This window comes from Rhizobium sp. NRK18, assembly GCF_024385575.1.
In the GTDB taxonomy this organism is placed as follows: domain Bacteria; phylum Pseudomonadota; class Alphaproteobacteria; order Rhizobiales; family Rhizobiaceae; genus JANFMV01.
This window is the reverse complement of sequence record NZ_JANFMV010000005.1, coordinates 64,115-86,566: the sequence shown is the minus strand read 5'-3', so window position 1 is coordinate 86,566 and position 22,452 is coordinate 64,115. Positions and strand designations below refer to the sequence as shown.

The window sequence follows — 22,452 nt, the reverse complement described above, 5'->3', positions numbered from 1 at the left end:
TTCGTTGGACCGATGATAGGCCGCCGGGCAAAGAAGAATGGCCTCTTGTTGATGCCGCCCGCAGGAGGATTTTCTGTTCTTTGCTCCCCTCACCCGAGATTTTCGTCTGCCGTCATATCGAGGAGCGCTGCAAGGGGCGGCGTGTGGCTGCGCTTGACCGCCTTGGTGACGACGTAGGTGTAGTAGCGCTTCAACCCGGCGCCGCCGGTCAGGAGTTCGTCGACGAGGCGCTGGTAGCGGTCGATATCGCGGGAGACGATTTCGAGGAGATAGTCGAAGCCGCCGCCGAGCGCCCAGCAGCCGGTGACTTCGTCCATGTCGCGCACGATGCGCTCGAAGGTCTGGAACGAGGCGGCCGTGTGGTCGGCGAGTTCGGCGGTGACGAAGACGGTGATGTGCGAAGCGATCTTCTTCAGCGCGAATTCGGCGTGGTAGCCGGTGATCATGCCGGCCTTTTCCAGCCGCTTCAGCCGCTCCCAGCAGGGGCTGGGGCTCAAATTGATGCGTTCGGCGAGTTCCGTCTTCGAGATCCGCCCTTCCGCGCCGAGCACGGACAGGATCTGCAGGTCCCGGTCATCGAGTTTCAACATGGTCGCCTGTTCCGCCTTCCGCGTGCTTATGCTGTGATGACCGTACCAGAGCCGGCGGCGATGCACAGCCGGCGCGCTAATGTCGCGATCGCCGTATCCTGTGCGCCGGTGCCGGTGAGGTCGCAGACGGTGATGTCGCCTGCGGACGTCCGCCCCTTCCCCGCGCCGGAGATCACCTGGCCGAGTTCCGCCGGCTTTCCCTTCGTCCAGAGGCCGGCTTCGATCGCGGATCTGAGCTCGCCGAGCTTCTCGCACTGGCTGACGCGGTCGCAGACATAGGCATTGGCCTCATCCAGGATCTCCGGGTCGAGCTCGTTCTTGCCGGACTGGTCGGAGCCCATGGCCGTGATGTGCAGGCCCGGATGCAGCCATTCGGCCTTCAAGACCGGTTCGCGCGATGGCGTGGTGGTGACGACCAGCTGGCTTTCGGCGACGAGACGGGCCGGATCGGCTTCGGCGCGGGCCTCGATGCCGAGCGAGGCGGCAATGTCGGCGGCGCAGCGTTCGGCATTGGCAAGGTCCCTGCCCCAGACCAGCACCTTCCTGAACGGTCGCACCAGATGGGCGGCCTCGATCTGCAGGCGTGCCTGCACGCCGGTGCCGATGACGCCTGCGGTTTCCACCGTCTCGGGCGCCATGTGGCGGGCGGCAACCGCGCCGGCGGCCGCGGTGCGGATGTCGGTCAGGTAGCCGTTATCGAGGAACAGCGCCTCGACGAGGCCGGTCTTTGCCGAAAACAGGATCATCAGGCCGTTGAGGCTCGGCAGGCCGATCTTCGGATTGTCGAAGAAGCCGGGGCTGACCTTGATGGCAAAGCCGTCGAAGCCGGGAATATAGGCCGTCTTGACGTCGACCTCGCCGTTGGCCTGCGGGATTTCCATCGACAGGATCGGCGGCATCACCACCTCGCCGGAAGCCAGCGCCGCGAAGGCCTGTTCAACCGTATCGATGACGGTCAGGTCGAGTTTGACCGTCTTGCGCAGTTCCGCTTCGGTCAGGATGCTGATCTCATGCGCCATAGGCTTTGCCTTTCACGTGATGGTCGCCGAGAACGATGTCCTCGCCGTTGATGACCCGGGTAAACGCCGCCATGTCGACATTGCGGCCGGTGATGATGGTCGCGGCCGGGCCTTTCAGCGTGCCGAGCTTACCCGCCGCAATGGCGGCGATGCCGACGGCGCATGCCCCTTCGGCGACCATGCGCTCCTCGTAATAGAGCGTCTGCATGGCCGCATAGATTTCGTCCTCGGTGACCAGAACCACATCGTCGAGGTGATCGCGACAGAGCGCGAAGGAATGACGGTTTTCAAGGCCGATGCCGCCGCCAAGCGAATCCGCCAGGCTTGCGACCTCCTCGACCTCCACCGGCCGGCCGGCGGCAAGCGAAGCGTGCATGGCCGCACCCCGGTCCATGGAAATGCCGATGACGCGTGCGCTCGGCTTGAGTACCTTGACGGCGAAGGCGACGCCGGCGGCCAGTCCGCCGCCGGAGAGCGGCACCAGAACCGTCTCGATGTCCGGCCGCGTTTCCAGCATTTCGAGCCCGATGGTCGCCTGCCCGGCAATCACCCGCAAATCGTCGAAGGGCGGGATCTCGGCAAAGCCTTCCTCCGTCGCCAGCCGCGTGCTCTCCACCTGGGCGTCGTCCTGGCTGCGCCCTACGATGCGTACATCTGCGCCAAGCGCCCTTATGCCGTCGACTTTCGCCTGCGGCACGAGCGCGGACATGCAGATCGTCGCCTTCAGCCCCCTCGCCCGCGCGGCGTATGCGACGGCCCGGCCGTGATTGCCGGTGGAGCAGCAGGTGACCGCCTTGACGTCGTCGGGCAGCGTGAAGATGGCGTTGACCGCGCCGCGCAGCTTGAAGGCGCCGACCGGCTGCATGGTCTCCATCTTCATCAGGAGGTCGAACCCATGCGTCCGCGTCGCCCAGACGGACGGGATAAGCGGTGTTTGAACGGCCGCGCCGGCAATCGTCTTGCGGGCGGCAAGGACGTCGGCTAGGCTCAATGTCGATTGCACGGCGGATGCACCGGTCATGGCGGTTGTCTCAAGCCTCTCGTAGATGCGGAATGATGCAAGTTGTACACAGCATTCCGTGATTTTATATGAAGTCAATCAAAATCACTATTCAATTCGGTAAAGATGTGTACAAATGTCGGAATGCGCGTGGCCATTGGAGGTTGTCGTGATCCGCAAGCAGGTTTCTTTTTCTCCTTCCGAATTTTCCCGTCGACTGACGAAGACCCGCGCCGCCATGGCCGCAAAGGGCATCGACGTGCTTTTTGTCGAGGATCCGTCCAACATGGCCTGGCTGACCGGCTATGACGGCTGGTCCTTCTACGTCCACCAGGGCGTGCTGGTGTTCCACGATCGCGATCCGATCTGGTGGGGCCGAAACCAGGACGCCAACGGGGCGCTGCGCACCGTCTGGATGGACAATGCCAATGTGACGTCCTACGCCGACCACTTCGTGCAGTCGACCGTTCGTCATCCGATGCAGGATTTGGCCGCCAAGCTGTCCGATCTCGGCTGCGCCTCCAAGCGCATCGGCGTCGAGCTGGAGAACTACTATTTCTCCGCCAAGGCGTATCTCAGCCTGAAGGAAAGCCTCCCGGAGGCAGAGCTCATCGATGCGACCGCGCTCGTCAACTGGCAGCGCGGCGTCAAATCGGATGAGGAACTCGTCTATATCCGCAAGGCGGCCGCGATTTCCGAGAAGATCATCGACGGCCTCGTCGAACGCATCGAGCCGGGCCTGAAGAAGAACGAACTCGTCGCCGAAATCTATGGTGACGCCGTTCGCGGCGTCGATGGCGACTGGGGCGACTATCCGGCGATCGTGCCGCTCTTGCCGAGCGGGAGCGATGCCGCAGCACCTCACCTCACCTGGGACGGCCGCGCCTTCGAAACCGGTGCCGCGACCTTCTTCGAGATTTCCGGCTGCTATCGCCGCTATCATGCCCCCTTCTGCCGTTCGGTCTTCCTCGGCAAGCCGCCGGCCTTCCTGGTGGAGGCGGAAAAGGCACTGGTCGAGGGCCTGGAAGCCGGCCTCGACAAGGCGCGCGCCGGTAATCGTGCCTGCGATATCGCCGAAGCGCTGGCGGCTCCGCTGGAGCGCGCCGGTATCAAGCGCAGCGCCCGCTGCGGCTACCCGATCGGCATTTCCTATCCGCCGGACTGGGGCGAGCGCACCATCTCGATCCGTGCGGAAGACGAGACCGTGCTGGAACCCGGCATGACCTTCCATTTCATGCCCGGCCTGTGGATGGACGATTGGGGTCTTGAAATCACCGAGAGCATCCTGATCAAGGACAGCGGACCGGCGGAATGCTTCTGCGACCGTCCGCGCAAGATGTTCGTGAAAGACTGATGCGATGGCGCTCATCGACGATACGAAATCGATTCTCGCCGACCTGATCGCCTTCCAGACGATCTCGGTCGACGGCAATCTGGAGATGATCGCCTACATCGCCAATTGCCTGCAGGGCGTCGGCGCACGCGTGGCGATCTATCACGACGAGACCGCGACCAAGGCCAATATCTTCGCGACGCTCGGACCGGAGGGAGACGGTGGCATCGTTCTCTCCGGCCACACCGACGTCGTGCCGGTGGCCGATCAGGCTTGGACATCCGATCCGTTCGAGATGCGGGAGGAGGATGGCCTTCTCTACGGCCGCGGTACCTGCGACATGAAGGGCTTCATCGCCGCATGCCTGGCCATGGCGCCGGCATATGCGGCGATGAACCTGAGCCGGCCGCTGCATTTCGCCTTCACCTATGACGAGGAGACCGGCTGCATCGGGGCGACGAAGCTGGCCCAGGTGCTGCAAGAGCAAGGGCTCGCGCCTGCGGTTGCCATCATCGGCGAGCCGACGATGATGAAGATCATCGAGGGCCACAAGGGCTGCTACGAATATTCGACGGTGTTTTCCGGACTGGAAGGCCACGGCTCGATGCCGGACCGCGGCGTCAATGCGGTCGAATACGCCGTACGCTACGTCACGCGGTTGATGGAGCTCGGCGAGGAGCTGAAGGGCATGGCGCCGAAGGGCAGCCCGTTCAATCCGCCGTGGACGACGGTGCAGGTCGGCAAGCTTGCCGGCGGACACACCAACAACGTCATCCCCGGCCACTGCGAGGTCGCCTGGGAAATGCGGCCCGTGCGCGCATCCGACGCCGATTTCGTCAAGAACAACCTGCGCATCTATTGCGAGGAAGTGCTGATCCCGCGCATGAAGGCCGTCTCGCCGGACGCCGGTATCGAGATGACGACGATCGGCGAGGTCGTCGGCCTCGAGCCGACCAGCGACAACGAGGCCCGGCGGATCGTCTCGGAACTGACCGGCGTCACCGAGGCTGAGGTCGTCGCCTTCGGCACGGAAGCGGGCATCTTCCAGGGCATAGGCATGTCGGCGGTGGTCTGCGGCCCCGGCTCGATCAACCAGGCGCACAAGCCGGACGAATATATCGCGATCGAGCAGCTTGAGCGCTGCCTCGACATGCTGGCACGCCTTGGTGGAACGTTGGACGCCGCATGAGCGAAACCGCCGCCTCCCTTGCCAATGTTCCGGCCCGCGAACGCTTCGCCCAGCTGCACGAGGTGCTGCGCGACCGAATCTGCCTTCTCGACTATCCGCCCGGAACCAGGCTTTCGGAGGAGGCGCTGGCCGAGGAGTTCGGGGTCAGCCGGACGCCGCTGCGACGCGTGCTCAACCAGCTGGAAGCCGAAGGGCTGATCAAGTCGCTGCACGGGGTCGGCACGATCGTCACCGACATCGACCTGCAGGAGTTGACGCAGGTCTACCAGTTGCGGATGGAACTGGCCGTGCTGATCGGCAAGCTGACGCCGGTACCGCCGTCGCAAGAGACGCTTGCCCTTCTCAGGGATCTCTACCGGCGCAGCCAGGCGCTCGGCAGTGCGCCGGACATCCGCGCTTTCGCACGGCTGAACATGGATGTCTTCGATGTGGTGATGCGGCTTTGCGGCAACGAGCCGCTGCGCGAGGTTTCGGAACGTTTGTTCTATCAGACCGCCCGCATCTGGCTCAAATCCATTCCGCACATGGACTTCGTAGAGGAGGTCTCCGTCTTTTCACGCGAGATTTCGGAGATACTGGCGGCGGCCGAGTTGGGCGATCTTCAGGCGATCGGCTATATTCGGTACTCGCACCTGTCGATGAGTTTCATCAGGTTGAAGACCAAGGCGCAATCCTGAATAATCACGACTATACAAGAAAAAGCACCCTCCCTACAGTCCCGCTTTCTTTCAGGGTCGACCCGGCTGCGAGGACGGCCGGCGGCAAGAGGTCGGGTGAAGCATGGCAGAATACGCGCTTGGTCAGGTTCTTTTGATCGACGACAGCTCTGCGGACAATTTTCTCGCAAAGCGCGTACTCAAGGCCGCCGGAATAGCCTCGAAAGTGACGTCCTTTCTCTCCGGCGACGAGGCTCTGGTCCATCTGTCGCAGGCAGGTCGTGAACCTGTCGATCTGATCCTGCTCGACGTCAACATGCCGCGGATGGACGGCTTTGATTTTGCAGCGGAATATCGGCATCTCGACGATGCGCTGAAGGCGAGAAACCTGTTCCTGATGGTCTCGTCCGAACTCAGCATGGGCGACGAGAGGAGATTGAAGTCGGAGCCGGCAATCGATGCCGTGATCGCCAAACCGCTTGATCCGGAAGGGATTGCGCGGCTTCTCGGCCTCCAACGACCTTGAGCCCATACGAAAATACCACCTTGCCGCAAGGTGGTATTTTCTGAAATGACTCACATGATACAGAGAGGTCGAGATGCGGGTCCGCCGCACCGATTATCACATATCGCCCCCGTATAATCGGTGCCGCAACTGTCGTCCTCTGATTTATCGAATACTCCGATGCGAGTGATTTGGCTACTACAAATTGACAGGATTCGGCAATAAGTTAGTAAGGTTACAATATTATATGTTTGACTTATGATTTATCACGAGGACCCCGTGAAGCCAGTTGCAATCTGTGGGCGTCGACATCCATCGCGTGACGGCAGCGAATGTTCTGTGAGAGGTGAGTTTTCAGAACCCGGCACCTGCATTCCATTGTCTGGAATTTGCAGTCAGAAACGTCATTTTGACGAAAAGGAGAAGGGGGAAAGAATGAGAGTTGATTTATTTAACTGACGTTAGTGCAGTCGGAGGCCCCATTCCGATTTGCTTAAATCAACTCTCTATTTGATTTATAATCGATCGCGGCCAGTCGTGATATCCCGAATTGTTGTGATTCAATTTCGGATTCTTGGTAAGGCAAAGTTAATCAGTGGCTTTGGCCCATGGCATTCTATCCTTCGTGTCGACCCGTGCGAAATTTGATCATTGTCAAGAAGGCGGTTCGGGGCCAATGTGGGTCGAATGGGCTTCGCAATCTGGAATTGCGCCTCGTGGCACAAGATAATGAAACAGAAATTTCACGGCTGACGTCTTTCCGAGGGGTATAATGGATTTGCAGGTCAGCTTTCGCGTAGAAGATTTGGATTGGTAAGAGATGGACAAGGCGGATTTGACGAACAAGGAACTCGAGCTGCAGGAGGCCCGCGAGCGGGTCGACCAGCTCGCGTCCGCCATCACCCACGACCTCCAGGGGTCGCTGCGGCATATCTCCGCCTTCGCCGAGATCCTCAAGGAAGAACTGTCCGATCAGGTCAGCGAAGACCAGCGGGAAATGCTGGGAATTCTGAGCAGCAAGGCAGACGAATTGCGCGAACTGGTGCGGCTCGTCTTCGTGTTCATGCGTGATACGTCGAGAATCGAGCGGCGCCGGTTCGAGGCTGATGCGGCGCTGGCGGCCGCGTGCGAAACGCTGGCGGAGGATATCGCCGCCAGGCAGGCGACGGTCAGCCGCGAGCCGCTGCCTGCCGTGGTCGCAGACCCCATACTCCTGTCCAAGATCTTCGAAAACGTGGTGCGCAACGCCCTGCAGCACAATGCGCGGCAGCCTGTCATCCGGATTTACGCCGGAAAGCATGACGACGGCATGGCGGACATCCTGATCGAGGACAATGGCAACGGCATCGAGGAACGTTACCAGGCCAACATCTTCAAGCCGTTCTGGAGCCTGAAGGCCGACGCCAGCCGTGGCAGCGGCGCCGGGCTGGGGCTGACCTTCTGCCAGAAGGCACTGGACGGGCTCGGCGGGTCGATCGACCTGTTGCGCTCCGATCCGTCAGGCAGCACGTTCCGCATTCGCCTGCCGCTCGCCTGACCGGCGATTGCCGGGATCAGGTGTTGAGGTCTTCGTTCCACTCTTCGGGAATGTCGTCGAACACATATTCCTCGACGATGTGGCGGATCGACTGCGCATCGATCTCGTCCTTTCCGATGCGGAAATCCACGCCATAGTCCGGAAACTGCTGGAAGTAGGGCTCGGTGATGTCATTCGATACGACGCCCACCGGCCCGACATAGCCTGCGCTGCGCAGGGCCGGCACGGTTTCGCGGAAGTCGTTGTTGGGAAACAGCCGGTTGTCCATGAAGATCAGCTGGTAGCTGTTCGCCTTGACTTTCTCGACCGCCGCTTCGATGGTCTGGGCAAAATCGAGATCGATCGACAGGCCGTCGGTCTCCGTTATCCGCTTCTTGTGAATCCTGAACTCCAGCACCTCGTCGTCGACGAACAGCACCTTCAACGGTTCCTCATCTGTGGCCAAGCTCGTGCTCATCCACTTTCCTCGCTCTTTTCCCAAGTTCGTCTGCTTCGCGCGGCTAGAAAACCAGCCCGTTCCTGAATGCGATGGTCACCAGGTGAACGCGGTTGACCGCATTCAGTTTCCGGACCGCCGCCGTGATATGCGAATTGATCGTATGCTCGGACAGTCCGAGAATGATGGCGATCTCGGCCGAGGTCTTGCCCTCGCTCGTCCACTTCACCACTTCGCGTTCGCGCGCGGTGAGCTTGCCGGTATTCTCGTTGGCCAGGATCTTTTCATAGAACTGGTTGAAGATCCTCAGCATGTCGAGCATGACTTCGGCCGTTTCCTTTTCCGTCGGAAGCTCGCGCTGGCCGGTCAGGATCAGGTGAAAGCGCTTGCCTTCCGGCGTGTGCAACGGAACCGACATCATGCATTCGTAGCGGCTGAAGGCCGGGTTGCGCTCGAGGTCGGGGTGATCGCTGCGCATCCAGACAAACGGCGTGATCGAGCTGTAGAGCCGGCGCAGATCCGCATCCTCGTGCTCGAACAGGAGGGCGAGGAAATCGTTGCGGCTTTCTTCCTCGAAATTGGTCAGCACCACGTCGCGATTGGCATTCAGCTTTGCGCCGAGATCGGCATGCCGCAGCAGTATGAAAAAATTGAATCCGTGATGGCGGGTCCCCGCCCTGAGCAACCGAAAGATGTCCGTCCGGTTGATGGCTCTCTTCAGTTCCGGCCCGAGATGGAAAGGCATCTCGATAGCTTGGTTCATCATTTTGCACCAATCATCGCTGCCTGGGCAAGGCAGTGGTTAGGCCGCATCCAGCATCTGAATATACACAACCATAGCGAACAATTTGCCCCCGCACACGATTCGCATGACTGCCGTTACATACGTGAAGGCTAAAGGAAAATGCGGAAAATGCCAGAGCCAATTCCGCCCTTCTGTTGATAAAGGGCGGGGAAGCTTCCGTTACGTCCGGCCGCCCGCCCGGCTGGGCGCCATTGCCAGAAAAACCCGTCTCTGCTACGAATGCGTTATGTAGTTAAACTTCACAACGTTTTCACCCATGTCTTCAGTCTCCGATTTCGTCAGGCCCAATCTGACATTTGCTACCGCAGCGGGTCATCGCGCCGGCGAGGATCGCTTCGCGCTTCTGGCCGCGATCGGTCGCACCGGTTCGATCTCCGCTGCCGCCAAGGAAGTGGGCTTGAGCTACAAGGGGGCATGGGATGCGGTGAACGCGCTCAACAACCTCTTTCCCAAGCGGCTGGTCGAGGCAAAGCCTGGTGGACGCAAGGGCGGTGGCGCCATCGTGACGGACGAGGGGCGGCGTGTGCTTGCCCTCCATGCCCGCCTCAGCGACCGCCTGTCGACCGTCCTCGACGAGCTTCGCGCGGTGATGGCCGACGACGCCGGCGTCGCGGCAGCAACCCGATCCCTGCTCTGGAGCCCGATCATGAAGACTAGCGCGCGCAACGCCTATCACGGCACGGTCGGCCAGGTGCGGCATGGCGCCGTCAACAGTGAGGTGACGGTAGAGCTTGCGCCGGAAACGACGCTGACGGCCATCGTCACGCGCCACAGCGCCGAGGAGATGGGGCTGAAGCCGGGGCTCGACATCTATGCCCTGGTCAAGGCCAACATGCCGATCCTGACTGTTGCCGAGACCCCCGGCAGGACGACGGCCGGCAACGAACTGACAGGGACGGTCATCTCGCTCGAAACCGGTGCCGTCAACAGCGAGGTCGTTCTCGATATCGGCGGCGGCAAGACGCTGACGGCCATCGTTACCAATGTCAGCGCCGAGGCGCTGGAAATTGCGCCCGGCAAGCGGATGACCGCGCTCATCCAGGCGTCGCAGATCATTCTCGCGCTCGGCTGAACGGGCCGGCGACAACCGCAAAGGATAGTTCCATGAAAGTCATGCTGACCGCTCTCGTCCCGCTTCTTGCCCTGTCGCTGCCGGTCCATGCCGCCGAGGTCAATGTTGCCGTCGCTGCCAATTTCACGGAAGCCGCGAAGGATGTCGCCAAGGCGTTCCATGAAGCGACGGGCGACGATGCGGTGCTGAGCTTCGGTTCCACCGGCAAGCTTTACACACAGATCGCCAATGGCGCGCCGTTCAAGGTATTCCTCGCCGCCGATCAGGAACGGCCGGAAAAGGCGGAAGCCGACGGGCTTGCGGTTTCCGGCAGCCGGTTCACCTATGCGACCGGCAAGATCGTCCTCTACAGCACCGATGCCTCGCTCGCCGTTGCCGACGGCGCGGCACTGAAGACGCCGGAGGCGATCACCAAGATCGCCATCGCCAATCCGAAGACCGCGCCTTACGGCACGGCCGCGGTGGAGGCGATGAAGGCGCTCGGCGTCTATGACAGCCTTGAGGCGAAACTGGTGCAGGGCGACAGCATTGCCCAGACCTTCCAGTTCGTCGAAAGCGGCAATGCCGCGATGGGTTTCGTCGCCCTGTCGCAGGTGATCGGCTCCTCGAATGGCGCGCAATGGGTCGTGCCGCAGACGCTCTACACGCCGATCCGCCAGGACGCGGTCCTGTTGAAGACCGGTGAAACGGATGACACTGCGAAAGCCTTTGTCGCGTTCTTGAAGAGCGACAAGGCCCGAGAAATCATCGCTCGCTATGGCTACGGCATCGATCTCGGCCAGTGAGGACCGTGCAGAATGGGTGAAGCCGTCTGGCTGACATTGAAGCTTGCCGTCACGGTGACGATCCTGCTGATGATCGTCGCCGTGCCGCTTGCCTGTTGGCTTGCCCGCTCCAAGGCCTGGTGGAAGGAAGTGGTCGGAACGCTTGTGTCCCTCCCCCTCGTTCTGCCGCCGACCGTGCTCGGCTTCTACCTGCTTCTTGCCTTTTCGCCTTCGAGCCCCCTCGGCAGGCTGGCGCAGGCCGTGACCGGCCATGGGCTCGCCTTCACCTTCGAAGGCCTGGTGCTCGGTTCCATCCTCTATTCCCTGCCCTTTGCCGTGCAGCCGGTCCGCAATGCCTTCGAGGCGATCGGCCATGGCCCACTGGAGGCGGCGGCGACGCTGCGTGCCTCTCCGCTCGACCGCTTCTTCACCATCGCTTTGCCGCTTGCCCGTCCCGGGCTTCTGACCGGTGCCATCCTTGCCTTTGCCCACACGGTCGGTGAATTCGGCGTGGTGCTGATGATCGGCGGCAACATTCCCGGCGAAACCAAGGTGCTGTCGATCGCGATCTACGACTATGTCGAGACGCTGGAATGGGGCAAGGCGCATGTGCTGGCCGGCGGCATGCTGGTCTTTTCCTTCCTGGTGATCCTTGCCATGACGCTGATCGAGAAACGTCTGCGCTTCGGGAGGGCCGATGCTCGAGGCTGAATTTTCCGGCCGGCTGGGTGCGTTCGAACTCGACGCGGCCTTCGCCTTCCCCGAGCGGGGCGTGACCGTGCTGTTCGGCCCGTCCGGCTGCGGCAAGACCTCGATCCTGCGCTGCATTGCAGGCCTCACACGGGTGGAGCGCGGCCGCTTTGCGATCGGTGGCGAGGTCTGGCAGGACGAGCGGACGTTTCTTGCCGCGCATCGCCGCCGCTCCGGCTACGTGTTCCAGGAGGCCAATCTCTTCCCGCATATGAGCGTTCGCAAGAACCTGCTCTACGGCGCAAGACGCGCGGCCGGCGGATCCCGCGCAACGCCTGCGGAATTCGGTCGCCTGGTTGATCTCCTTGGCCTTTCCGCCCTGCTGGATCGTTCGCCGGTCAATCTCTCGGGCGGCGAGCGGCAGCGGGTGGCGATCGGCCGGGCGATCCTGTCCGACCCGCGCATCCTGCTGATGGACGAGCCGCTGTCCGCACTCGATCAGACCAACAAGCGGGCGATCTTCCCCTATTTGCAGCAGCTGCATCAGGCCCTCGACCTGCCGATCGTCTATGTCACCCATGCGACCGACGAACTGGTGCGTCTCGCCGACCATGTGGTGCTGCTCGATGGCGGCAAGGTCACGGCCAGCGGTTCGCTCTCGGCGATGCAGGCCCGTCTTGACCTGCCGTTTTCGGGCGAGGATGAGGCAGGCGTCTCCATCGAGGCGACCATTCGCGAGCGCGATCAGCGCTGGCATCTGGCGCGCGCATCCTTTGACGGCGGCGACTTCTGGGTTCGCGATCCGGGGCTTGCGGTCGGCGCACCGGTCCGGCTGATGGTTCGTGCCCGCGACGTCAGCCTGGCGCTAACGAAGGCCGATGACGTCTCCATTCTCAACCGGTTGCCGGCAACGGTTGCTGAGGTGAGGCCGGGCGAGGACCCATCCTCCGTCACCGTACGCCTGGACCTTGCCGGAACGCCCCTGGTCGCCCGGCTGACCGCCCTGTCGGCGGAGATGCTGAAGATTGCGCCGGGCGCAAGGGTCTGGGCGCAGGTGAAGTCCGTGGCGGTGATCGAGTAAGGCCTGGCCTAGTCAACCGATCCCGTAGAAGCGCGCCGCGGTGCCGCCGAACACGGCGTCTTTTTCCGCAGCCGTCAGATGCGCGGTCAAAGCCTCGGCCATGCCGATCCAGTCCTGATAGCCGGATGCGAGGGTCAGCACCGGCCAGTCGCTGCCGAACATGGTGCGCTCTGGCCCGAAGCAGGTCAGCGCGTGCGCGGCATAAGGAGCGATCGCCTCCAGACCGGCGCCGGATGCTGCTTCGGTCAGCAGGCCAGACAGTTTGAGAAACACATTCGGACGCAGAGCCAGCGCTGCGATATCGCTCTTCCATGGTTCCATCACGCCCTTGGCAATGAAGGGCTTGGCGCAGTGATCGACCACGATCGAAAGATTCGGCAGCCGATCCGCCAGTGCGGCGATCACCGGCAGATGGCGCGGCTGAACGAGTGCGTCAAAGACGAGGCCGAGACCCGGAAGCGCCGCCAGCGTCTCGATTGCCTGCGGCTGGAGGATGTAGAACGTGTCCTCGATGTCCTGCAGCATCGGCCGGATCGATTTCAGCTTGCCGCTGTCAGTGAGGCGCTTGAGTGTTGCAACGGCATCGTCGGCCATCACGTCGACCCAGCCGACCACGGCGGCGATGCTGTCGTTCCTGGCGGCGAGATCGAGCAGGAATTCGGTTTCGGCCACCGTATCGGCGGCCTGCACCACGACCGTCTTCTCGACACCGGCTGCAGTCAGTTCGCTGGCAAGGTCTTCGGGCATGAAATCCCGAAAGATCGGCTGCACATGCGGACCCATCCAGAAATAGTCACCCCTGTCGATCCGCCAATAGTGCTGATGCGCGTCGATCTTCATGGAACCCTGTCCTCCCTCATTCGCCGCAGAGGCGTCCTTTTCTTGGCTGATACGCCTAGCCTGTGCATCCGGTTTGTCAACCGCTTGACGCCGGCCGAGCCGCGATAAAAGATCACCTGTTTTCATTGAGGCATTTCATGTCCTATTCCATTGCATCCATCTGGGCGGCGACGGCGCATCCGGCGCTGGAACTCCCTGCCCTCGAAGGTGATCAGTCCGCCGATGTAGCCATCATCGGCGCCGGGTTCACCGGGCTTTCGGCGGCGCTGGCGCTGGCCGAGGGCGGCGCTTCGGTGATCGTGGTCGACAGGCAGGAGCCGGGCTTCGGCGCTTCCGGGCGCAATGGCGGGCAGGTGATCCCAGGCCTCAAATATGATCCCGATGCGCTTGATCGGATGTATGGCGAGGCGACGACGGCGTTTGCCGGCAGGACGGCGGATACGGCCTTCTCGCTGATTGCAAAATACGGCATCGACTGCGATGCCCGCCGCGACGGCTGGATCCAGGCGACGGTCAAGGCGGCGCATCTGCCGGCGGTCGAGGCGCGCATGCGGCAATGGCAGGCGCGCGGGGCACCCGTGGAGATGCTTTCTGCGACCGGGATGCGGCAGAAGACCGGCAGCGACATCTTCGTCGGCGGCTGGCTCGACCGCCGCGCCGGGCGGCTGCATCCATTGAATTACGTGCAGGGGCTCGCCCGCGCCGCCGTTGGCAAGGGCGTGCAAGTCTTTGCCCGCAGCGAGGCGGTCACCTTGAAGCGATCCGGGGCCGACTGGCAGGTCGGTATTGCCGGTGGCGGTTCGGTCAGGGCCGCTCACGTGATCGTCGCGACCAATGGCTATAGCGGCCCGCTCTGGCCGGCGCTGAAGGCCTCCGTCGTTCCGGCGAGCAGCTTCCAGGTGGCGACGGCCTCGCTGCCCTCTGCCCTGCTTTCCGAAATCCTGCCGGAAGGATCCCCGGTTTCGGATACGCGACGCGTCGGCAATTATTTCCGCATCGGTCCCGGAAACCGGCTGATGCTCGGCGGTCGCGGCCATTTCGGTGAAACGCCGTCGGAGGCGGATTACGCCGGGGTGGTTCAGGCGCTTCATCGCACCTATCCGCAGGTCCGGTCGTTGCCGATCGAGTTCCGCTGGGCCGGCCGCGTCGCCATGACCGCCGATCACCTGCCGCATGTGCACCGGCCGTTCGACAACCTGACGATGGCGGTCGGCTATAACGGCCGTGGCGTGGCGCTTGCCAGCGCTCTGGGGACGGCAATCGGTGAGAATATCCTCGACGCTGCGAAGCCGCTGCCGCTGAGGTTTACAGATATCAAGGCGCTGCCGCTGCACGGTCTGCATCCGGTCTATGCGACAATGGCCATCTGGTATTACAAGCTGCGTGATGCGCTGGAGCGCTGACCCATCAACGGCGTGAATCGGTCGGCTTTGATCGATTCACATAAGTCGTTGGACGCAAGATGCTGAAAAGACGATGCTTTTCTCATGGAAAAGCCATCGTTCTCCCTGCTCATGACCCGCCGCGATCCGTCCCGCAACATGGCGCGCTTCTACGCCCTGTCGATCGGCGAAAGTCTGTTCGGCGACGTCTGCCTCATCCGTGACTGGGGCCGGATCGGTACGCGTGGACGGCGTATCGTCGAGCTGCATCGCAGTATCGCAGCTGCGGAACAGCGTCTGCAAATTGTCGCGAGCGCCAAGATGCGGCGCGGCTACTGCCCGGTTTCCAGCTGATCGTCTGTGTGTAAGGCCGTGTTTTACCGACATGCAACGCGTAAGAGGTTTCCAAGCCGGGCGCAGTGGGGTACCGGATTGATGACATGATTGCGACAGAGGCAGGCGAGACAGGCAATGTCCCTCACCCACCTACAGCGCCTCGAAGCCGAGGCGATCCATATCTTCCGCGAAGTCGCGGCGACGTTCTCCAATCCGGTGATGCTCTATTCCATCGGCAAGGATTCCTCCGTCATGCTGCATCTGGCGATGAAGGCCTTTTATCCGGCCAAGCCGCCCTTCCCCTTCCTGCATGTCGACACCGGTTGGAAGTTCAAGGAGATGATCGCCTTCCGCGACCGCATGGCGGCGGAGCTTGGCTTCGATCTGCTGGTGCACATGAATCCGGAGGGTGTCGAACAGGGGATCGGTCCCTTCACCCACGGCTCCAGTCACCACACCCATGTGATGAAGACGGTCGGCCTGCGCCAGGCGCTCGACAAATACGGCTTCGACGCCGCTTTCGGCGGTGCGCGGCGTGACGAGGAAAAGTCGCGCGCCAAGGAACGCATCTTCTCGTTCCGCAACCAGAGCCACGCCTGGGACCCGAAGAACCAGCGGCCGGAAATGTGGAAGACCTACAATACCCGCATCAATCCGGGTGAGTCGATCCGCGTCTTCCCGCTGTCGAACTGGACCGAGCTCGACATCTGGCAGTATATCATGAAGGAGCAGATCCCGATCGTACCGCTCTATTTCGCGGCACGGCGGCCGGTCGTCGAAATGGACGGCGCGCTGATCATGGTCGACGACGACCGCATGCCGGCCAATCTTGTGGCGCAGGCCGAAGAGCGCATGGTCCGCTTCCGAACGCTCGGCTGCTACCCGCTGACCGGTGCGGTTGAATCTGAGGCTGCCACGCTCGACGACATCGTCCGCGAAATGCTGACGGCGCGCACCTCCGAGCGGCAGGGTCGGATGATCGACAAGGACGAGGCCGGATCGATGGAGAAGAAGAAGCGGGAGGGCTATTTCTGATGGCATCCGACGACATCGATCTCGAAGGCATCTCCATGGCCGACTACCTGCGCCGGCAGGAGGAGAAGTCGCTTCTGAGGTTCCTCACCTGCGGCTCGGTCGACGACGGCAAGTCGACGCTGATCGGGCGTCTGCTCTACGACACCAAGCTCATTTTCGAGGATCAGCTGGCGGCGCTGGAGCGCGACAGCCGCAAGCACGGCACGACGGGAGCCGACATCGATTTCGCGCTGCTGGTGGACGGGCTGGAGGCGGAACGCGAACAGGGCATCACCATCGATGTCGCCTATCGTTTCTTCGCCACCGCGAAACGCAAGTTCATTGTCGCCGATACGCCCGGACATGAAGAGTATACGCGCAACATGGCGACCGGCGCCTCGACCGCCGATCTCGCCATCGTCCTTGTCGACAGCCGGCAGGGCGTGCTCACACAGACGCGCCGGCACAGCTACATCGCCTCGCTGCTCGGCATTCGTCACATCGTGCTGGCTGTCAACAAGATCGATCTCGTCGGCTATAGCCAGGACGTCTTCGACGGTATCGTGGCCGATTACATGGCCTTTGCGGAGGATCTCGGATTTTTGTCCGTGCAGCCGATCCCGGTGTCGGCGCGCTATGGCGACAATGTCACGCAGCGATCCGACAATATGGGTTGGTATCAGGGCCCGGCGCTGCTCGAACATCTGGAGACTGTGGCGATCGAAGCGGATGATGCGGCCAAGCCTTTGCGCTTCCCGGTCCAGTTCGTCTCTCGCCCCAATCTCGACTTTCGCGGCTTTGCCGGCGAGATCGCGTCGGGGTCGGTGGCGGTCGGCGATGCCGTCACAGTCGCCAAGTCCGGCAAGCAGTCGACCGTCCGGCGTATCGTCACCATGGATGGCGATCTCGACCACGCATCCGCCGGTCAGGCGGTGACGCTGTTGCTCGACGACGAAGTCGAGGTCTCGCGCGGCAACATGCTGGTGTCGCCCGGCGACCGGCCGCATGTGGCGGACCAGTTCCAGGCTCATCTGATCTGGTTCGATCACGAACCGATGATCCCGGGGCGTTCCTATCTGTTGAAGACCGAAGCGGATACGACAGCGGCGAGCATTACCGCGCTCAAATATAGAGTTGATATCAACTCGTTCGCGCATGATGCGGCCAAGACGCTGCAGATGAACGATGTCGGCGTCTGCAATGTCTCGACCCAGACCCCGATCGCATTCGATGCCTATCGCGACAATCGTGTCACCGGCAATTTCATCGTCATCGACCGGTTCACCAACGCCACTGTCGGCGCCGGCATGATCAACCATCCGCTTCGCCGCTCCGACAACGTCCACTGGCAGGCTATGGAGATCGACCGGCAGGCGCGTGCCGCGCTCAAGCACCAGAAGCCGTCGGTGCTCTGGTTCACGGGACTTTCCGGCTCCGGCAAATCGACGGTGGCCAACACGCTCGAAAAGATGCTGCATGCGGCCGGACGGCACACCTACCTGCTCGACGGCGACAATGTCCGCCACGGGCTCAACCGGGATCTGGGCTTTACGGATGAGGACCGGGTGGAAAACATCCGCCGTGTGGCCGAGGTAGCCAAGCTGATGGCGGATGCAGGCCTCATCGTGCTCGTCTCCTTCATTTCGCCCTTCCGTTCGGAGCGCCGACTGGCGCGCGAACTGATGGAGCCGGGCGAATTCATCGAGATCTTCGTCGACACGCCGATCGAGGAATGCGCGCGGCGCGATCCGAAGGGTCTTTACCGCAAGGCGGCGGAAGGCAAGATCAAGAACTTCACCGGGATCAGCTCGCCCTATGAACGGCCCGAGCATCCCGAAATCCATCTGCATACGGTCGGTCACGATCCGGTCGCGCTGGCGGCCGAGATCGAAGCCTACATGGCCGAACGCAACAAGGAATGACACGCATGCTGAAACAGCTGGAACAGGCGGCCCTGATGGCCGGTCGCGCCATCATGGACGTCTATGAGGCAGGCCCGAGCGTCGCCTACAAGGACGATGCCTCTCCGGTAACGGAAGCCGACGAGCGCGCCGAGGCGATCATCCTCGACCATCTGGTCCGCGCCTTTCCGGACATCCCCGTCGTGGCGGAGGAGTCGGTTGCCGCGGGAAAGGTGCCGGACATCGGCTCCGGCGATTTCTTCCTCGTCGATCCGCTTGACGGAACCAAGGAATTCATCAACCGCCGCAACGATTTCACGGTCAATATCGCGCTGATCAGCGGTGGCGTCCCGGTCGCCGGCATCGTCTATGCGCCGGCCCGTGGCGTCGCCTATACAGGGGCCGATGGCGTTGCCAACCGCCTCGATGTCAGCCCGGAATTCCAGATTGTCGCCCGCGAAGTGATATCCGTCCGTCCGCGCGGCGAAGCGTTGGTCGGCGTCGCCAGCCGCTCGCACAACAGCCTTGAGACGGAAGCCTTCCTTGCGGAGAACGGCATAAGCGACTACCGATCTGTCGGCTCGTCGCTGAAATTCTGCCTGGTGGCGGAAGGCACCGCCGACGTCTATCCGCGGTTCGGGCGCACGATGGAGTGGGACACGGCGGCCGGCGATGCCGTGCTGCGGGCTGCCGGCGGGGTGACCGTCGGCCTTGATGGCGCTCCCCTGCCGTATGGCAAGACGAACCAGGCGTCGGATACGGATTTCGCCAATCCGCATTTCATCGCCTGGGGCTCGCGCTGATCATCACAAAAAAGGGGCGACGCGAGCGTCAGGCGCTCGCCGCCTTACGGGTCAGACCGGCAGGCCCCCGCCGCCCGAAAGGTTGGTGACGATGATCGGCGTCTTGCCCGAAACACGGTTGTAGAGATCGCAGATATCCTGGTTCATCAGGCGCACGCAGCCGGACGAAACCGACTTGCCGATGCTCCACCATTCCGGCGAACCGTGAAGGCGGTAGAGCGTGTCCTGGCCATTCTGGAAGATGTAGAGCGCGCGGGCGCCGAGCGGGTTGTCGAGGCCCGGCGGCATGCCGCCATTGGCGGCGCTGTACTTGGCAAGCTCCGGCTGCCGTCCGATCATCTCTGCCGGCGGCGTCCATGTCGGCCATTCGCGCTTGTACTGGATGACGCCGCGGCCTTCCCACGCGAAACCGGCTCTGCCTAGGCCCACGCCATAGCGCATGGCCTGGCCGCCTTCCATTGTCAGGTAGAGAAAATGGCCGCCGGTATCGACGATGATGGTGCCGGGCCGCTCGTTGGTCGGGTTTTCCGTCACCTGGCGATAGAAGCGCGGCGGGATCTTCTGGTACGGGATGGCCGGCAGCGGATAGGGTTCATCGGGCTTGGGGCCATACATGGCCGCCAGCATCTGATTTTCCGGCGGTACTGGCAGAGGTTGGGCTTCCGCGTAATAAGCGCGCGAGGTCGTCTGGCTGCATGCGCTCAATCCCGCCGCCGCTGCCCCCGCCGTACCCAGCAGGAATGCGCGCCTGCTCAAAAAACTCGTATCCACTGAAATTCCTCTTCTCTGCAGTCATTATGAAAATAAACGAGCGACCGGTCGGCCGGTTCCATGCCGGTTTCATATTGGGCGGCTTTCATGCCCGTCCAGTGTCCCGAAAACATGATGATACAGCCGTTGCGCCAATGTCACAGAAGATGCAAGGGCACGATATTTCACGTTTTCGGGAACGATTTGCGCGACCGGCCATTTAACAAGGATAGAGGCAGCACCTACCCGCGGGTGGAATTTCGGTTGCCCCTATCGGCTCTCGGGCCGGCCATTCACCTTTTTACTGAAGCAATTTGCTGGGCAGCACTCAATGGCAATTCTCATCACGTCTTTACTCTTCACGCTGATAGGCGTCTTTCTCCTCGGCGGCGGAATCTGGCTGATCGCGCTCGGCGGCAGCTGGTTTTATGCCTTTGCCGGCCTCGTGTATCTCATCTCTGCCTATCTTCTCTTTCGCCGCCGCAAGGCGGCTCTCTGGTCCTATGGCCTGCTTATCCTGGTGGCGCTCGCATGGGCGATCTGGGAGGTCGGTTTCGACTGGTGGCAGCTCGGCCCGCGCGGCGGCGTCATCATCCTTCTGGGCCTGTGGCTCCTCACCCCTTGGATCTACCGGCACCTGAGCGCCGACGGACGGACCGATTTCGGCATCGGCCGCTTCCCTTGGCCGCTCGCCGGCGTTGTCGCCCTGTCGATCGTCGTCGCCGTCTATTCCATGTTTACCTCACCGCATGACATCGCCGGTCGGTTCCAGACGGAGGCCTCGGTTTCCGATCCGGTTCTCGGCGGCACCGTGCCGGCGGGTGAATGGCACCAGTACGGCCGCACGCCCTACGGTCAGCGCTACTCTCCGCTTGACCAGATCAACGCAACCAACGTCGCCAACCTGCAGAAGGCCTGGACCTATGAGACCGGTGATGTGAAAGGCCCGAACGACGTCGGCGAGACGACCTATCAGGTGACGCCTCTCAAGATCGGCGACACGCTCTATCTCTGCACGCCGCACAACTGGGCGATCGCCGTCGATGCCGCGACCGGCAAGGAAAAGTGGAAATACGATCCGAATGTCGGCCTGAACCCGGACCGGCAGCACCAGACCTGCCGCGGTGTCACCTATTATCATGACGATACCGCCACAGCCGGCGCGCCATGCGTCGATCGCGTCTACCTGCCGACTTCCGATGCCCGCCTGATCGCGCTGGATGCGAAGAACGGCGAGGTCTGCGCCGGTTTTGCCGACAATGGTCAGCTGAACCTCAACCGCGGCATGAAGTACGATCCGGCCGGCTATTACTACTCCACGTCTCCGCCCGTCATCGTCGACCGCAAGATCATCATCGGCGGAGCGGTCAACGACAACTACTCCGTCGACGAACAGTCCGGCGTGATCCGCGCCTTCGACGTCGACACGGGTGAACTCCTCTGGAACTGGGACTCCGGCAATCCGGATGAGACGGCGCCGATCGGCCCCGATCAGACCTACACGACCAACTCGCCCAACAGCTGGTCGGTCTTCAGCGTCGATGAAAATCTGGGCCTCGTCTATATCCCGCTCGGCAACCAGGTGCCCGACCAGCTTGGCATGAACCGCAGCCCGAGCGTGGAGAAGTTCTCCTCTTCCGTGGTTGCGCTCGACGTCAATTCCGGTCAGGTCCGCTGGGTGCAGCAGTTCGTCCATCACGACCTTTGGGACATGGACGTGCCCGCCCAGCCGGTGCTTTTCGACATGAAGAAGGCCGACGGCTCGACCGTGCCGGCGCTCGTCGCGCCGACCAAGCAGGGCGACATCTACGTCCTCGACCGGCGCACCGGCGAGCCGATCCTGCCGATCGAGGAAAAGCCGGCTCCGGGCGGCGCCATTCCGGAAGACCGCACGGCGCCGACCCAGCCGACATCGAAGCTCAGCTTCTCGCCGCCCCCGCTTCAGGAGCGCGACATGTGGGGCATCACGATGTTCGACCAGCTCGCCTGCCGCATCGAGTTCCACCAGTACAAATACGAGGGCCGCTATACGCCGCCGTCGCTGCAGGGCACGATCGTCTATCCGGGCAATTTCGGCACCTTCAACTGGGGCAGCGTCGCTGTCGATCCGGAGCGCCAGATCATGTTCGGCATGCCGACCTATCTCGCCTTCACCTCGCGTCTCGTGCCGGCATCGGAAATCCCGCCGAAGGGCGCCGATGAAAAGGCGAGCGAACAGGGCCTCAACCGCAATGAGGGCGCGTCCTACGGCGTTGTCATGGGGCCGTTCCTCGGTCCGCTGAAGGTCCCCTGCCAGGCGCCGCCATGGGGCTATGTCGCAGGTGCGGACCTGACGACAGGCGAGATCGTCTACAAGCACAAGAACGGCACCGTCCGCGACATGACCCCGCTGCCGCTGCCCTTCAAGCTCGGCGTGCCGGGCATCGGCGGCCCGATGCTGACCAAGGGCGGCGTCGCATTCCTCGGTGCTGCAGTGGACGATTATCTCAGGGCCTACAATTCGGAGACCGGCGAGCAGCTGTGGGAAGCGCGCCTGCCGGCCGGTGGCCAGGCGACGCCGATGACCTATACCGAAGGCGGCAAGCAGTATGTGCTGATCGTCGCCGGCGGCCACGGGTCGGTCGGCACCAAGCCGGGTGACTATGTGATCGCCTACACGCTGCCGGATCAGAAGTAGGCCGCATCGCGCAGCCTTTGCAAAAAAGACGATCGGGCCGGACAATCAAGTCCGGCCCGATCTGCATTCCAG

Annotated in this window: 22 protein-coding genes; 15 read left to right on the top strand and 7 right to left on the bottom strand. The window is 62.4% G+C overall.

The features are described from left to right. Positions 1-89 precede the first annotated feature (89 nt). Genes NN662_RS21255 through eutB form a run of 3 tightly spaced genes read right to left on the bottom strand, consistent with a single transcriptional unit; the run spans position 90 to position 2,630 of the window. Positions 90-590 carry an Lrp/AsnC family transcriptional regulator gene (locus NN662_RS21255; protein WP_261932433.1) on the bottom strand — a complete coding sequence of 167 codons (501 nt, stop codon included), beginning with the start codon at positions 588-590 and terminating at the stop codon, positions 90-92. Between the two features lie 26 nt (positions 591-616). Beyond that, positions 617-1,609 carry a cyclodeaminase gene (locus NN662_RS21250; protein WP_261932432.1) on the bottom strand — a complete coding sequence of 331 codons (993 nt, stop codon included), beginning with the start codon at positions 1,607-1,609 and terminating at the stop codon, positions 617-619. Further along, positions 1,599-2,630 (bottom strand): hydroxyectoine utilization dehydratase EutB, encoded by a 1,032-nt coding sequence (gene eutB, locus NN662_RS21245; protein WP_261932431.1) that lies wholly within the window; start codon positions 2,628-2,630, stop codon positions 1,599-1,601. Before eutB ends, NN662_RS21250 begins: the two co-directional genes overlap by 11 nt. A gap of 148 nt (positions 2,631-2,778) precedes the next feature. Here eutB and NN662_RS21240 point away from each other — a divergent pair, with 148 nt between their 5' ends. From NN662_RS21240 to NN662_RS21220, 5 genes are all read left to right on the top strand, one after another. Beyond that, positions 2,779-3,963, top strand: coding sequence for a M24 family metallopeptidase (locus NN662_RS21240; RefSeq protein WP_261932430.1), 1,185 nt, complete (start codon positions 2,779-2,781; stop codon positions 3,961-3,963). Between the two features lie 4 nt (positions 3,964-3,967). Then, positions 3,968-5,131: an acetylornithine deacetylase gene (gene argE, locus NN662_RS21235; protein WP_261932429.1), complete on the top strand. Its 1,164-nt coding sequence runs from the start codon at positions 3,968-3,970 to the stop codon at positions 5,129-5,131. Continuing rightward, positions 5,128-5,808 carry a GntR family transcriptional regulator gene (locus NN662_RS21230; RefSeq protein WP_261932428.1) on the top strand — a complete coding sequence of 227 codons (681 nt, stop codon included), beginning with the start codon at positions 5,128-5,130 and terminating at the stop codon, positions 5,806-5,808. The genes argE and NN662_RS21230 overlap by 4 nt, the downstream gene beginning before the upstream one ends. 103 nt (positions 5,809-5,911) lie before the next feature. After that, complete coding sequence (locus NN662_RS21225) at positions 5,912-6,313, top strand: response regulator (RefSeq protein ID WP_261932427.1); 402 nt, start codon at positions 5,912-5,914, stop codon at positions 6,311-6,313. A gap of 799 nt (positions 6,314-7,112) precedes the next feature. Then, complete coding sequence (locus NN662_RS21220) at positions 7,113-7,829, top strand: sensor histidine kinase (RefSeq protein WP_261932426.1); 717 nt, start codon at positions 7,113-7,115, stop codon at positions 7,827-7,829. A 16-nt stretch (positions 7,830-7,845) separates the two neighbouring features. On the opposite strand, the gene NN662_RS21215 is transcribed toward NN662_RS21220, so the two are convergent. Together NN662_RS21215 and NN662_RS21210 are read right to left on the bottom strand one after the other, a co-directional pair. After that, on the bottom strand, positions 7,846-8,286 hold the full coding sequence (locus NN662_RS21215; RefSeq protein ID WP_261932425.1) for a response regulator: 441 nt from the start codon (positions 8,284-8,286) through the stop codon (positions 7,846-7,848). A 43-nt stretch (positions 8,287-8,329) separates the two neighbouring features. Then, a complete protein-coding gene (locus tag NN662_RS21210; RefSeq protein WP_261932476.1) occupies positions 8,330-9,028 on the bottom strand; it encodes a helix-turn-helix transcriptional regulator in 699 nt (232 codons plus the stop codon). 298 nt (positions 9,029-9,326) lie between these two features. On the opposite strand from NN662_RS21210, the gene NN662_RS21205 reads away from it, so the two are divergent. From NN662_RS21205 to modC, 4 genes are read left to right on the top strand one after another with little or no spacing between them, the layout of a single operon-like run. Beyond that, the gene (locus NN662_RS21205; protein WP_261932424.1) at positions 9,327-10,142 is read left to right on the top strand and encodes a TOBE domain-containing protein; all 816 of its coding nucleotides are present in this window, start codon (positions 9,327-9,329) and stop codon (positions 10,140-10,142) included. Positions 10,143-10,174: 32 nt separating this feature from the next. Further along, positions 10,175-10,927: a molybdate ABC transporter substrate-binding protein gene (gene modA / locus NN662_RS21200; protein ID WP_261932423.1), complete on the top strand. Its 753-nt coding sequence runs from the start codon at positions 10,175-10,177 to the stop codon at positions 10,925-10,927. Positions 10,928-10,939: 12 nt separating this feature from the next. After that, a complete protein-coding gene (gene modB, locus NN662_RS21195; protein ID WP_261932422.1) occupies positions 10,940-11,617 on the top strand; it encodes a molybdate ABC transporter permease subunit in 678 nt (225 codons plus the stop codon). Beyond that, positions 11,604-12,677, top strand: a complete 1,074-nt coding sequence (gene modC / locus NN662_RS21190) for a molybdenum ABC transporter ATP-binding protein (protein ID WP_261932421.1) — start codon at positions 11,604-11,606, stop codon at positions 12,675-12,677. Before modB ends, modC begins: the two co-directional genes overlap by 14 nt. A gap of 12 nt (positions 12,678-12,689) precedes the next feature. Here modC and NN662_RS21185 read toward each other — a convergent pair whose 3' ends face one another. Further along, the gene (locus tag NN662_RS21185; protein ID WP_261932420.1) at positions 12,690-13,517 is read right to left on the bottom strand and encodes an amidohydrolase family protein; all 828 of its coding nucleotides are present in this window, start codon (positions 13,515-13,517) and stop codon (positions 12,690-12,692) included. 137 nt (positions 13,518-13,654) lie between these two features. Between NN662_RS21185 and NN662_RS21180 the strand changes: the two genes are divergently transcribed. The 5 genes from NN662_RS21180 to cysQ all read left to right on the top strand — a co-directional run bounded on the left by NN662_RS21180 (position 13,655) and on the right by cysQ (position 18,953). Further along, complete coding sequence (locus NN662_RS21180) at positions 13,655-14,920, top strand: NAD(P)/FAD-dependent oxidoreductase (protein WP_261932419.1); 1,266 nt, start codon at positions 13,655-13,657, stop codon at positions 14,918-14,920. Positions 14,921-15,004: 84 nt separating this feature from the next. After that, entirely contained in the window at positions 15,005-15,253 is a 249-nt protein-coding gene (locus tag NN662_RS21175) for a WGR domain-containing protein (RefSeq protein WP_261932418.1), read from the top strand. Positions 15,254-15,370: 117 nt separating this feature from the next. Continuing rightward, entirely contained in the window at positions 15,371-16,270 is a 900-nt protein-coding gene (cysD, locus tag NN662_RS21170) for a sulfate adenylyltransferase subunit CysD (protein ID WP_261932417.1), read from the top strand. Between the two features lie 35 nt (positions 16,271-16,305). Further along, complete coding sequence (cysN, locus tag NN662_RS21165; RefSeq protein WP_410011003.1) at positions 16,306-18,171, top strand: sulfate adenylyltransferase subunit CysN; 1,866 nt, start codon at positions 16,306-16,308, stop codon at positions 18,169-18,171. A gap of 5 nt (positions 18,172-18,176) precedes the next feature. Then, positions 18,177-18,953 carry a 3'(2'),5'-bisphosphate nucleotidase CysQ gene (gene cysQ, locus NN662_RS21160; RefSeq protein WP_410011001.1) on the top strand — a complete coding sequence of 259 codons (777 nt, stop codon included), beginning with the start codon at positions 18,177-18,179 and terminating at the stop codon, positions 18,951-18,953. Between the two features lie 51 nt (positions 18,954-19,004). Here cysQ and NN662_RS21155 read toward each other — a convergent pair whose 3' ends face one another. Continuing rightward, entirely contained in the window at positions 19,005-19,724 is a 720-nt protein-coding gene (locus tag NN662_RS21155) for a L,D-transpeptidase (RefSeq protein ID WP_261932414.1), read from the bottom strand. A gap of 310 nt (positions 19,725-20,034) precedes the next feature. Between NN662_RS21155 and NN662_RS21150 the strand changes: the two genes are divergently transcribed. Beyond that, a complete protein-coding gene (locus NN662_RS21150; protein WP_261932413.1) occupies positions 20,035-22,380 on the top strand; it encodes a glucose/quinate/shikimate family membrane-bound PQQ-dependent dehydrogenase in 2,346 nt (781 codons plus the stop codon). The last annotated feature ends 72 nt before the right edge of the window (positions 22,381-22,452 follow it).